Consider the following 13,397-nt stretch of genomic DNA (forward strand, 5'->3'; position numbering starts at 1 on the left):
TATGGTTAGTCTATTTTATTCCGCATGTGCTAAGGAGCGAGAATGAGCAACCAAAATTTGCCAGTGTTGTATTCTCTTCATAACTGTCCTTTTGCTATTCGTGCTCGTATTGCCCTTATCAAAGCACAGCAGGCGGTTCGACTGCGCTCTATTAAACTGAACAACAAGCCCCAAGAGATGCTCAATGCCTCACCTAAAGGCACAGTCCCAGTCTTAGTTCTTTCTGATAGCAAGCAAGTATTGGAACAGAGTTTAGACATTATGGTTTGGGCGCTGAGACAGAGCGATCCCGACAATTTATTGTATCCAGAAGAAAGTCATGCTCTACAGCACATGCTCTCAACAATCGAAAGCTTTGAGCATGATTTCGACCCTGCACTAAACGCGTTTGGATGTGCGAAGCGTTACCATGAAAACAACATGTTATCACTAAGGAAAGACTGCGAAGTGCAACTTGCTTTGCTTGAATCACGATTGTCTCAGCACTCTTTTCTGTTCGGAGAGAAAGAGAGTCTTGTTGATATTGCGTTGGTGCCGTTTTTGCGCAAATTTGCCCGCATTGATAAGCAGTGGTTTAGGGATGCGCCCTATCCAAAGCTGCGTATATGGCTTAACAATTATCTGCAGAGCCAGATGTTTTCAAAGGCAATGGAAAAGCAGGAGTTATGGCTCGATCATCGTGAGGACGTTATTTTTGGCCGTTACAGTTATAAAAAATAGCTAGCGTTGCAGTATCTAACGGCTCAGCGCTTCTCCAAGTGGGTGAAAGTACGCTTTTAGTGCCTCGCTGATAATGTATCGATGGGCGACATCAGGGTAAATATGAATGTTGTCGGAGTGCGTGGTACCAGAGACTAGATACGCGTTTTCTATGCCTGAACAAGACTCTACCACTGCCTCGAACGCACGTGCCATCATTTCGGTCGGTTGTGAAAAGTAATGCGTTCCAACCGCTTTGTCTGCTTTCACACTTCGTGACACGTAGTCATGTCTATCCTGCCCATCACTACTAAGAAGTACTGAATCAAATACCTTCATCAATCTATCATTCAAGATATGAGGGAAGGGCGTCGCATTTGCAAGCCAGCAATCACTCGCAAATAGAATGCGCTTTTGTGGACCGGAACGATCACCTATATCAAAGGCTTTCTCAGCAATGTAATGGTCATAGGCGTGCCAAAATTCGTGGGCCAGCGCTCCAGCTCCCGCGTTCTTTGCTAAGGCAAGCTCTCTTTGATTTGGCGCATAGTGCGCTTGAACGCCCTTTTCTCCCTCCAGTTCCAAATGCAAGGTTCAAGTTGCCACGTAAACCGATTGCCTTTGAAGGTAGAGCTAAAAAGAACGCAAGGTCCGCCAATGAATCGAAGATAAGGTTGGCTGCAAGATCTTTCTCTTCATTGTTTACCCATTTACCGACACGAATACTGCCGATACCAAATGTCTCTTTGATATCTAAAAAAGAGACCTGATCTCCGTGACGATAGTCGGGACCTTTTCGTGCTCGATACTTGAAGTTGGTCAGCTGCAAGGTGTTCCTCGATTTTGGTGCTAGTAGAGTGGTTACAACCTGAATAAAAGGCTGCTAAGTATACATAATTCATACGACTGTGAGGGAGAATGCGCACACGACCAAACATTGCAGATGGTCTATGTAGATGCGGATTTGAGCCTTGCTCCTCATAACCAATCTCTATAATTGATATAACCATTAGTTAGATTTTAAGAGGTATATTGTTCGCAAATAATAACTATTTATAAATATATCAATGAAGTTTCAATCAAAAGTTGTTCTCACATCTAGCCTACTGTTTGCGTTTGTTGTGACATTAGTCGGTGGTGTGAACTACTATTTCACCAATCAAACCTTTAAAAAGCATACCGAACAAAACATCCAAGAGCTGACTAAAAGCATCAGTTTTACCATCGCCCATGAGCTGCTCGCCAAACGCGAGTTGGTGAAGTCTGTCATACATTCACTCAATGTTATCGATGCTACAAATACAGAATTGGCGCTCAAAACTATTACCGCGCCAGCATTAAAAAGCAGCTTTCAGGCGATTGGAATCGGTTACGAGAGCTCAGGTAATCTTCTGTCAAACAATAACTGGACGCCAGATAAGAACTACGATGTTCGGAGTCGGCCTTGGTATGTAGCAGCGACTAATGCGAGTGATATTGTCATCACTAAGCCTTATATCGACTCTTCGACTCGACAAATGATCATATCGGTAGCGTCCTCTTTGGTAGATATCGACAATCAATTGATTGGTAATGCCGTGTTTGATGTTTCACTCAGACCGTTGGTCGGCTTGATGAATCAAACGGATTTGTTCGGCACGGGTTACATGTTCATGGTAACCAGCGATGGAACCATTATTGCTCATCCGAATGATACGTTTAATGGCCGTCATGTGACGGATTTTGCGCCTAATGTTGACGTTGAAAGCGGTGTTTCAGAAGTCATGATTGATAACGTTAATTATCTGATGAGCTTAGAGAAAGTTTCTGACTCAGATTGGTACGTAGGGGCTTTGGTCAACGAAAAACTCGCGTTCTCTGACTTTTCTCAACTTATCAAAAAGATACTGGCCTTCACCGCTGTCTTAGTCATTATTATTACGCTTGTTCTATTCGTGGTAATGCGTCACTTGTTTAGGCCGGTGGGGGAGCTAAATGCTGCTTTAAAAAATGTGGCTTCCGGTAAAGCGGATTTAACCCACAGATTAAGAACGGATACCGAAAGAGAGTTTGCCGAGTTAGCAACCCATTTTAATAAATTTGTCACCAACCTTCAGAGCCAGATTTCGGCATCTAAGGAGCTATCTTTAGTCGTAAAAAACCAGGCGATACTGACAAAGAATGCCGCACACGACACTGAGCATAATGTAAACAAGCAAATGGTTGAACTCAATGGTCTAGCTACGGCAGTCGGTCAAATGACAGTAGCGGCCGAAGAAACGGCGCAAAGTACATTAGACGCTGCTCAGAGTGCCAATGATGCGGAGAGCAATGTCTTGAATAGTGTTGAAGTCGTTAAAGAGACTGAGAGCAATATCGAGCGCTTATCAGAAAACGTAGATTTAGTTTCGACCCAATCGGCTAAACTGGTAGAGAATACGAAAAGTATTGGCAGTATTCTTGAAGTGATCAATGAGATTGCCAACCAAACCAACTTGTTGGCTCTCAACGCTACTATTGAGGCAGCAAGAGCAGGTGAGGCAGGCAGAGGCTTTGCGGTCGTTGCTGATCATGTGCGACTTTTGTCTTTAAAAACTCAAGAGGCAACCAAAGAAATCCACACTAAGATAGACCAACTTTTGCTGACCACGGGCTCAATGTCGAAGGCGATAGGAGTTAGTGAGAACAACGTCAAAGATGCAGTGAGTTCAGCGCGGGCAGCGACACAGTTACTTAATCTTGTGCAGCAGAATATTGAAAATATCTCAGTGTGTACCGGGCAGATTGCTACAGCGGCGGAAGAGCAAAGCAGTGTCTCCGTAGAAGTGAGTAGAAATACACAGCAAATCAGTAAACTTAGCCAGCAGGTCACCGTACAGGCGAAAGAGACGAACAGTCATATGAACATACAGCTAGTTGAAATAGAGAAGCAGCAGCGAATTTTACAAGGCTTCAAATTGTAGTTAGGAAAAACAAGCGGGGCTCTTAGCCCCGCTTTTTGTGTTTATATCCTGTAGTCCTCAGTGCTCTCGGCTTGCTCTGGCTGTTCTGAAAGCTCACTCTGCGATTCGTAGTTTATCCAGAATAAGAACAATTCGTACCAAATTGCCAGAACTATGGCACCTAAGAACAAACCGATGATCCCGGCGAACAACATACCACCAATCGCGCCAATTAGGATGATTGGCATTGGAACATCGACACCTCGTCCCATTAACATCGGTTTGAGGAAGTTGTCAGACAGGCCACCTGCTAGCGCCCAAATCGTGAAGATAGTTGTACTGGTGCCATCGCCTGTGGAGTACACATAGAAAATGACTGGGGCAACAATCAGTAGGGCTGGAAGTTGCGCGATACATAGAATGAGTGTCGCTAGTGTTAGCAAACCTGCGGCAGGCACTTGGAACACAAACATCGCCGCGCCGATGATTGCAGATTGGATAAAGGCGACACCTACCACACCAAGTAACACACTACGAATCGTCGCTGCCATGAGGTTCGCCCACTGTTCGGCCTTTTTGCCCACCGCTCGAACCGCAACGGTTTCGAGTGCCCCCGATATTTTCTCTGCGTGCGCCATAAAGCCGCCAGCGATCGCGAGTGAAATAATAAACATGATCAAGCTTGTTAGTGCGCCGCCTAGAATTGAGGCGATGGTGCCGAGGAAGCCTTTTATTTCAGGCAAGAACTGCTGAATGCCTTTTTCGAGGTTGGTCGCGAACAGGTTCCAGATGCTATATAGCTTGTCGCCAATAATTGGTATCTCGGCAACTTTCGCAGTGGGACCTGGGATCTTTATTTCACCACCCTGAAGAACTTCTGTTGTATGTGCAACACCGTCATAGATTGACCCAGAAACCAATACAAACGGAATAACTAACACTGAAATACCAATCAATGCAACAAGCGTTGAGGCTAGACCGCGTTTACCTCCTAACGAACGTTCAAGCTTTTTCGTTAAAGGTAACAATGCAACGGCAATAATAGCCCCCCAAAGCACTGGGATAATAAACGGCTTAATAATGTCGTAGGTAAAACTGAGTAAAAGAACGAGTAAGCCGATTCGAATGGCCGACTCCACCATATTATTGACAAAGAGCTTGCTTTGACGTTGTTCGGTTTGTCTATCCATTGTTTTTTTCCCTGTGTTCCAAATTTGCACTGACTAAACTCGACACGACGATGGCCATATAAAATACGCCGACGATCGCTTCTAAATACACCACTACTTGTGCCAGTGGACTGATTGGGCTGATATCACCATAGCCCAAGGTTGTTAACGTTACGAAACTGAAATAGGCTGCGTTTGAGAAATTTTCTCCCCATGAGATGGCTTCTAGTCCAGTAAATGCATTGGGTGAATATTCAATGATTATTAAATAAACGATAGCCCACATTAGACCGAGCAGCAGAAATAATGCAACTGAGCCCACCACTTTATTGGTATTCACTTCACCATGGAACAGCACTTGTTTCGCTGTCGACTTAAAGGTGCCAAAGAAAAAGCTGAACGTGAGAGCGAGCATAAGGACATCCATCTCACGAATATCAAAGATCAGCTTCACTAAGGTGGCGATAACCCAGCATGTCGCGAGAGTTTTCAAAAGTCGCGACCAGTTCTTGTCAAAGCGCAGGCTGGCAAAACAGACGATAAAGACCATGATAATAAATAACTGCAACACTCGATCTATCCATCCACTACCAACTACTTCAGCAAGACCTGAGCTGATGAGTAGAGCGACGAGTGCAACGGTTAAGTAGAAGAAGTTGTTTCCTTCATTGATGTTTTCAAGCCGTTTTCCCACTTTCATTTTATCTGTCCTTGCTCAATGACATTATTCGTTCTGTTCCTCAATTACCATGATAGAAGCTGATAACCCAAATCGTAGGTGCACGCCTTCTGGAAGTTCATTTAGAGAGATTCGAACTGGAATTCGCTGAGCCAGTCGGATCCACTGGAATACTGGATTAACGTTTGGCAGCAAGTTGTACCCAACCGTGCCATCTTTAGGTGCGATGCCCCAACCAATTGAGTCTACCGTCGCGTCAATGGGCGTGTCAGGGTGGGACATTAAAGTGACTCGAGCCTGGCTTCCTGGTTGTATCTGAGGGAGTTGGTTTTCTCTAAAGAAGCCGAAAACCCAGAAGCTGTTTTCATCAATAAGCGCGACTAAGGGTTGGTTGGCCACGGCTTGAGTGCCGGTTCGTATGTCGAGGTTTGAAACAAAACCATCTACAGAGGCGACAACTTTTGTGTAGCTGAGATTGAGCTTAGCCGATTTAAGTTTCTCTTCAGACGCTTTGATTTTGAGAAGCGATTCTTGATAGGAGATCTCTCGTCTAATTAGGTCTTTATGTGAGACTGCGCCTTTGTCTTTTTTTACGAATATCGAGCAATCGGTCGTACTCAATCTTTTTTCCTTTAGAGCTAATAATCGACTGCTGAAGAGCGACCTCTGCTTGGGCTAACGCCACTTGATAGGTTTCTGGGTCGATTTCAAACAGTAAGTCACCTTTGTTCACCCTTTGGTTATCGACTATGGCGACATTGACTATTGGTCCCGAAACACGAGGCGCTACTTTAATAATGTTGGCTCGAACTTGGCCATCGCGGGTCCATGGGTTGTTGAAATAGTCTTGATACTTTTGGTATCCAAACCAAGCGGCTCCACTAAGGAGAATGAGGTTTAGGATGATGATAATCGTCTTCTTCATTTAAGCGGCTCCTAAAACCTGAGAATAAAATGATCGATCGCCACTACATACATCACGACGATGGCGAGAAAAGTGAGTGATGGAAACGCGACAAAGCGCGCCAGCTTGGTCTTATTCATGATGATGACAGTAATCCAAGTGGCAACAATAGCCATACACACGACGAGTAACAGGGGGGAGAAATAGACGTCGCCCCAAGCGAGTTCATGTGGCATTTATTGGCCCTCCTCATTGGTGGCGGAGGTTGACTCATTGGTATTCGTCGTGACGGGTGCACCTGTCCTGATGGTCAGAGGCAGGAGTACCGTGTTTTCCTCGTCTAATTGTGCACCCCAGTCAGTGCGATCTTGCATTTTTTGGACATTATCGGGCGAGACAAATGCTTGACCTGATTGAATTTGCCAGCCGCCACCTAGTGATTTGTATAGGGCGACGACCTGATTGGCGACATTGCCTTTTATTTGGGCGTAGCTATCTTCGCTGCGCGTCATTTTTTCGACAGAGTTCAGCAGACGCTCGAAGGAGATTTGACCGTTCTCATATTGCGTTAAGGAGATATTGAATGCTCGAACTGAGGCGTTAACCGATTGTAGCCGTAGCGCTTTTTGCTCTACATAGAGTTCATACGCTTCTATCGCATTAGTGACTTCTTGCACTGCCTGAAGCACTTTCTTGTTGTAGTTGGTCATCGTTTCTTGGAAGCGTGCATCTTCAAGACGAATGTTGTTCTTTATCCGTCCATATTGAAAGATGTTCCAACTAAACGCAGGACCGGCGACTAGCGTCAACGAATCATTGAAGCTAAAGCTGGAACCTGACGGCACCGAACTATCGATACCGATAGAGCCAAATAAAGAGAAGCTTGGATAAAGGGCCGTTTCAGCAACACCAATCTGGGCACTCTGTGCGTGAGCTTGTAGCTGCGCGACTTGGAGATCAGGGCGCCTCATAACCAAACTGGCGTCAATCGTTGAGTTGAGGGCAGGCGCCTCAGGTACGATTGAGCCATCTTCATCCTCGGAGATCAGCGACTTTGACCCCGATGAACGAAAACGTTGCTCATACTCCGCAAGCCTTTGCGTCATGCCATCTTCTAGCAAAGGGTCCACTTGCTCTGGCAGTATGCCAAGTAATACGGCAAGTGCGTTTCTGGCTTGTAGCATGGCTATTTCAAGAGCGGGCAGGGCGGCTTTGGTGGTAAATAGCTGGTTTCGCGCTTGTTGGACATCGAGCTCGGTGACGTTACCTGACTCGAATTGAACGCGAGTGATATTGACCACTCGCTCCTGAATCTCAATATTTCTCTCAGAGAGCAACATGCGCTCTTGGAACGAGCGATAGTTAATGTAGTTTCGAGCAACCTCGGAAGTGATGGTCACGAGTATGTCGTTGTAGGATGCGATAGATGCGTAATAGGTGGCTTGGGCGGCTTCGATTCCGCGCGCGTATTTACCCCAGACATCCATTTCCCAACCTGCATCGAAAGTCAGTGCCGCATTATTAAAGGAACTTTCACTCACATAAGCTCTTGCTAGATTACCCGAAACAGTCTGTACCTGTGGATAGCGCAAGCCATCAGCAATCCCAAGAACAGCTCTCGCTTGCAAAATTCGCAGTCCAGCAGCTTCAACATCGAGATTTTGTTTAGCCGCGCGTTCGACAAGTTGATCAAGTGTCGGATCATTAAACTGCTGCCACCAGTTTGCCGTCGATGCCGTGCTTGATGCCGTTTCACTGTCACTCCATGACTGAGGTAGCGCGACGTTATTATCTGGCTCAAATTCTGGACCCAGCGTCGTGCAGGCAGTCATTATCAGTGTTGTGAAAGAGGCTATTATTAGCCGATGAGTCATCATTATTTTATCCCTAAAATCGATGCATCTTGAGATTGTCCAGATCGATACCTTGACTGGCTTCCTCAACATTTTTAAGTGACTCATACAGGTTTCTTTTTAGGTGAAGAAAGAGATAAAAACCTGCGATGTCATTTTTGTTTACCTGGTCCAAATCGAGCGACTCAAAGAAAGCTTCCAGTGCTTGTTCGGCTTTTGTGTACTCTTGCTCAGCGTGGTCAAAATGGTTACCACTATCTGGATTCGCCTTGCCATGAACTTCTACCAAGCTCGGCAGAACGGTGTCGATATGCGTCTCTCTAAGCTTAGTAATCAATGAGTTATTTTTCAGAATTGTTTGTGCAGCGACCAGATTGTTGGCGTGTCCCATTAGCACCCCACAGCGTTTGGCATAGAGAACTAGTTGCTCTTGAGAGTTGTTGTTGAAATAACTGACATCGACCTTACTTGCCCACAGCAAAAGCTTTTTGGACGCCACATTGGCCGTTTTCAGATGCAGCGCGAGCGTTATGCGCGTCAACCAAGTTGGCTTTAGGTTCTGCATTGTCAGTAGCAAGCGATAGAGGTGGAAGAATAGTCGCTGTCGGACGGCCAAGAAAAGGTGTTCTGCTTTGCTGGAAAACGGGAAGTAGTGAGAAAACACAATCATCAACACCACAAGGTAGAACAGCGTCATGATGGTTAGAATGATGCCAAAGTGATAGGTCATGGTGTTGTCTATGCCTAGCACAAACATCCCCAGCATAAAGAAGATGGTGATAGGCCCTTTAAACAGATAAAAGCCAACAAAGGTGTAGATAAATAAGAACAGCGCTAACTCAATACCGAGCTCTAGCTGCGGCAGGACAAACACATAGGCTGGAATGGCAAACAGAAAACCAAAAGTAAATAGAAATCCAAGTGCTTTGGGGTGCAGCGGCATAAAAGAGAGCACCGCCATAAAAATCGTCGAGAAGATAACAAAGCTATAACCACCAGGAGGGTTGAACGCAATCCAAAGCCCACCTGCGACCCAATAAGTGACAAACACCTTGATGGCTGTTTTAAAGTTCTCAGCATCCCACCATAAAAAAGCACTTTGAGAGGGTGCGAGTTGTTCTTTGAAAGAAACAGTCTTAGTGATGGAGTCAATACAGCTTATCGTTTCAGCAAGTTTGCTGGCATTATCGTAGAGTCGATTTAGCAGGTAGCCTAACGTTAAGACAGAGGCTCGCGTCAGGTGGTCGCTGCCAGATAGTTTTTCTTCATTTGCCTTTAACTTATTCTCACTGAATCGGAAGGTCTCTCCAGTTTCCGGCGACGCTAAAAACTGCTGGCTTTGCTGCAAAAGGTGATCGATTTGTTCAATGAAAACGGGAAAATCAGAGAGGTAATCTTCCGTGTCATTGTGGTTAAAACGCGCATTCGAGGCAGTGGCGAGTAGTTGTGTTATCTTCTGACTATGGTGAATCACCAATCTCCATTCTTGAAGATAAGCCGCGATCTCACTGCTTTCTTTTTTGACCACACTGAAACGCTGTTCAAGTGTGCTTTGAGCGGTAAATAGCTTTTCAATGAGCTCATCAAGCGAGGGGCTCGCTTCTTCGGTAGGCTCATCTTCAGTTTCATTGTCACTGGAAGACGCATCTGTCGCAGCGGAAGTCTCGGGCTTGATCATCCCCGGGAGTGATTCCGAGATTTTGGTAAAGGTTTGCTGCTGAATTGATAGCGTCTCTTTTAATAGTGCCGATAGGTTTTGCTCGGCTTTGCTTGGGAAAAGATAGACACCCACCAAGGTATAAGTTACCACGCCAAATACCGTCATATACGCTCTATCAACACCGTACAGAAAGGCACCTTCGGCATCGCCGCCGTTGGACATCATCAAGGTCATCACTGCGGTGAGCATGAGTAGAGTGGGGTCACTTTGATAAGCGTTTCGGAAATAGAAAATAAACGAGACCACAATAGACACGCTAAACATATACAGAAAGCGGTCTTGTGCAAAAGCGCCAACTAAGATGAGACCCACCACAGCGCCCACTATAGTTCCAAGCACCCTCAGCGTTCCTTTTTCGAATGACTCACGCTGACTCCCCGTCGATGCAATAAGCATCACGGTTGTTGCCGCAGTAGAAGCTTGTGGCCATCCCATAGCAAAAGGTATGAGATAGGCGAGAGTAAGACTTAGCGCCACTTTGGTGGCAAATCGCGCTTTGCTATTCATCGTCCTTGATTTTGGAGTGATTCCCATAGAGAAATATAGACGCTAAATGAAGACTTAGGAGGGTAAGGTAAAGAAAATTAAGAAAAATTCCTTAGGCCTTAAGATGTGATTAGTTGCCTGTTTTGCATTGATGAATGACGCAGTAAAACTTGACGTGCTATGTACGTGCTATGTACGTGGTACTTTGCCTAAGTTGTTAACTATTAGAGGGCTTTTAGGAGGGTGGTTCTTTATTTCCACGTAAAACCTCCTAGATTGATAGTAGCGGGTTTAAAAAAGGGATTTAAAGTGCCAACACTCAAGGGGCTAAGTGGAAGAACACTGGTATTCATTTACACCGTTTTCGTGATATGTGTATTTACTGTCGCATCCATCGTTATTCTGGGACGAGAGTCTAAACATGCCATAGATTATCTTCAAAACTCAGGCACAAAGTTAGAATTACAAGCAGCCAAGCTGTTTGTAGAAGAGTATTTGGATAATGCAAAAGCGCGCGTAAAACTTGCTTCCAGCAATAATGACATCATCGCTCTATTAGAAGGCAAGCGTGAGGTTAATATCGACGCCACGCTTCATCGATATGAAGGAGACAGTCGCTCTGTTTTGTTTGCCGTCTTTAACAAAGATAGAACGGTTCTTTTTGAAGATAAGTTTCGTCACCCATCACGTGCCAATGAGATTCGCATTTTTGATTCCATGAAGCAGCAGGCTTCTGACTTGATTACGCCACCTCCCGTCTACCTGCTTCACAATGACACAGACCATATATGCATTAAGATCTTCATGCCAGTAATGAGTGAAGGTCGCTTTATTGGGATGGTTTTTGGTGAAACGCCAGTCGATTATGATGAACTGTTTGGTGATCTGATTGATCCAAAAGAGCGGTGGTATGCGCTTACACAGGGCAGCGTATCGGATTATATTAATCAAAATAACCTTAATTCCTGGCTGGTCAACAACACGCAGATTGCAACGGCGGGGTTGACGCTGATGCAGGGGATAAATCCCGATTTCCTTAAGCTGCAATCTGATAGCTTTATGAGTTACATCTATGACGCCATCGCCGTGGTAATGGGTATCAGTTTCTTATTTGTTCTGTTTGCCGGAAACAAGGTTCTTGTGAACCCGCATCGAGAGCTCGAAATATCCCAAAGAGAACTCGCGACTAAAAACAGTGAACTGATTGAACGAGAAAGAGAAAGCAAACTACTTGCGACCGTGGTAAAAGCTGCGCGAGATGCCGTGGTCATTACCGATAGGCATGGGGCTATTGAATGGGTAAACAGAGCCTTTGAAGAGATGACAGGGTACGCTTTAGAAAGTGTTCAAGGTAAGAAACCTGGTCAGTTTCTACAAGGTGATAAAACGGATGCCAATACCGTGATTCGGATAGCAAAGTCTTTATCGCAAGGCCTACCAATCAAGGCGGAGATCCTGAACTATGATTCTGAGGGAAACGAATACTGGGTTGATATAGATATTACCCCGATAACGGATCAAGATGGCGCAATTGACCGGTTTATTGCCATCGAAAGAGACGTGACTGAATACAAAAAACTGGAAAGCAAACTTATGGCTACCGCGAAAGAGGCGAACGCCGCTAACGAAGCCAAGTCAGCCTTTCTTGCCACGATGAGTCATGAAATACGCACACCTATGAATGGTGTGCTTGGTCTCACTCAAATACTCGAAAAAGAGATCACTGACCCTAGGCATAGGGAAGCGCTTCAGCTAATTCTTAGCTCGGGAAATCATTTGATATCCATCTTGAATGACATTCTAGATATCTCAAAAATCGAGAATCAAGCGTTGGTTTTGGAACACTCGCATTTTAAGATGCAGGAGATACTGTCTCCAGTAAATAATACCTATCAAAGCTTGTGCTCTGAAAAAGGGCTCCTGTTCGAGATAGTCGACAACACAGATCCAAATAAACAGTTTATTGGCGATCAGGTCAGGCTAAGGCAGATATTGCTCAACTTAGTGGGAAATGCGCTAAAGTTCACCCAAAAAGGGAGAATAACCGTAACGGTATCAACACCGCTTCAAGGAGAGTGTGAACTCACGGTTCAAGATACCGGTATTGGCATCGCACCCGATCGAATTGATAGTGTCTTTGAAAAGTTCGAGCAAGCAGAGACGTCGACGACGCGTCAGTTTGGCGGCACTGGGTTAGGGCTTTCTATCGTGAAAAGTCTAACGTTGCTCATGGGCGGAGAGATTAGTGTATCTAGCCAACTTAGCGTGGGCTCAACGTTCACGGTTAAGCTACCTCTTTCATCTATTGTCGAACAGAACGAACAGTTGTCTCGCCTTGAGCCAATCAACGCCGATTTTTCTGTTTATAAAGTACTTTTGGTTGATGACAATGCGATAAATCGAATCGTTGCGGGTAAGTTCTGTCAGTCTTTGTCGATTGATGTAGAAAGCTGTTCTAACGGTGCAGAATGTTTAGAGATGTTCGACCCGTCTAAGTTCAACCTAGTGATACTAGACAATCATATGCCTGTTATGAATGGACCAACCACCGCCGCAGAACTCCGTAGAAAGTACGGTGATAGTATTCTCATTTTTGGTTGGACTGCAGATGTGATCAGTGAGAATAAACAAGAGTTTCTAGATAGCGGTGTGAACACCGTCATAGCCAAGCCTTTGGTCAAAAAGGACTTTGAAGAAGCATTGCTGAGTTATTTAGATAAACTAGAGATAAAAAAAATCTCGTGATTTCGTTAAGCACTACCATCACACCTTGACGAACTGCCGCCGCTCGAAAGCAGTGCTCAAGCTTACACGAGTGCAATAAACTTGACGCTTTGAGGGCTAGGGGTTTCGCCTAACGCCTCTCTGAATAACTAGGGATAAGCATTTGTCTTTCATGTCACACTTCCTATCCAATTAGTGAAATAAAACCATAGAGTTACGTGGTCTTACGACTAAACTTCTAC

General features: G+C 45.1%; 8 protein-coding genes and 2 pseudogenes. 3 read left to right on the forward strand and 7 right to left on the reverse strand.

All coding sequences use genetic code 11. From position 1 onward, the window contains the following. The first annotated feature begins 42 nt into the window (after positions 1 to 42). Positions 43 to 720: a glutathione S-transferase gene (locus AC6I8Y_RS06475; RefSeq protein WP_498021128.1), complete on the forward strand. Its 678-nt coding sequence runs from the start codon at positions 43 to 45 to the stop codon at positions 718 to 720. 15 nt (positions 721 to 735) lie between these two features. Here the strand turns inward: AC6I8Y_RS06475 and AC6I8Y_RS06480 are convergent. Then, positions 736 to 1,528: pseudogene (locus tag AC6I8Y_RS06480) on the reverse strand (CLCA_X family protein). Positions 1,529 to 1,766: 238 nt separating this feature from the next. Between AC6I8Y_RS06480 and AC6I8Y_RS06485 the strand changes: the two are divergent. Further along, entirely contained in the window at positions 1,767 to 3,641 is a 1,875-nt protein-coding gene (locus AC6I8Y_RS06485) for a methyl-accepting chemotaxis protein (RefSeq protein WP_498021130.1), read from the forward strand. A 41-nt stretch (positions 3,642 to 3,682) separates the two neighbouring features. On the opposite strand, the gene AC6I8Y_RS06490 is transcribed toward AC6I8Y_RS06485, so the two are convergent. The 6 genes and pseudogenes from AC6I8Y_RS06490 to AC6I8Y_RS06515 all read right to left on the reverse strand — a co-directional run bounded on the left by AC6I8Y_RS06490 (position 3,683) and on the right by AC6I8Y_RS06515 (position 10,452). Beyond that, on the reverse strand, positions 3,683 to 4,810 hold the full coding sequence (locus tag AC6I8Y_RS06490) for an AI-2E family transporter (protein WP_394151919.1): 1,128 nt from the start codon (positions 4,808 to 4,810) through the stop codon (positions 3,683 to 3,685). Continuing rightward, complete coding sequence (locus tag AC6I8Y_RS06495; protein ID WP_394151921.1) at positions 4,803 to 5,489, reverse strand: potassium channel family protein; 687 nt, start codon at positions 5,487 to 5,489, stop codon at positions 4,803 to 4,805. Before AC6I8Y_RS06495 ends, AC6I8Y_RS06490 begins: the two co-directional genes overlap by 8 nt. A gap of 24 nt (positions 5,490 to 5,513) precedes the next feature. Further along, a pseudogene (locus tag AC6I8Y_RS06500) lies at positions 5,514 to 6,393 on the reverse strand (HlyD family secretion protein). An 11-nt stretch (positions 6,394 to 6,404) separates the two neighbouring features. Continuing rightward, positions 6,405 to 6,608, reverse strand: coding sequence for a DUF1656 domain-containing protein (locus AC6I8Y_RS06505; protein ID WP_394151924.1), 204 nt, complete (start codon positions 6,606 to 6,608; stop codon positions 6,405 to 6,407). Continuing rightward, entirely contained in the window at positions 6,609 to 8,249 is a 1,641-nt protein-coding gene (locus AC6I8Y_RS06510; protein ID WP_498021133.1) for a TolC family protein, read from the reverse strand. 10 nt (positions 8,250 to 8,259) lie between these two features. Beyond that, positions 8,260 to 10,452, reverse strand: a complete 2,193-nt coding sequence (locus tag AC6I8Y_RS06515) for an FUSC family protein (RefSeq protein WP_498021135.1) — start codon at positions 10,450 to 10,452, stop codon at positions 8,260 to 8,262. A gap of 288 nt (positions 10,453 to 10,740) precedes the next feature. On the opposite strand from AC6I8Y_RS06515, the gene AC6I8Y_RS06520 reads away from it, so the two are divergent. Beyond that, the gene (locus AC6I8Y_RS06520) at positions 10,741 to 13,176 is read left to right on the forward strand and encodes a PAS domain-containing hybrid sensor histidine kinase/response regulator (RefSeq protein WP_498021137.1); all 2,436 of its coding nucleotides are present in this window, start codon (positions 10,741 to 10,743) and stop codon (positions 13,174 to 13,176) included. The last annotated feature ends 221 nt before the right edge of the window (positions 13,177 to 13,397 follow it).

The organism is Vibrio sp. KUL78 (assembly GCF_059725505.1).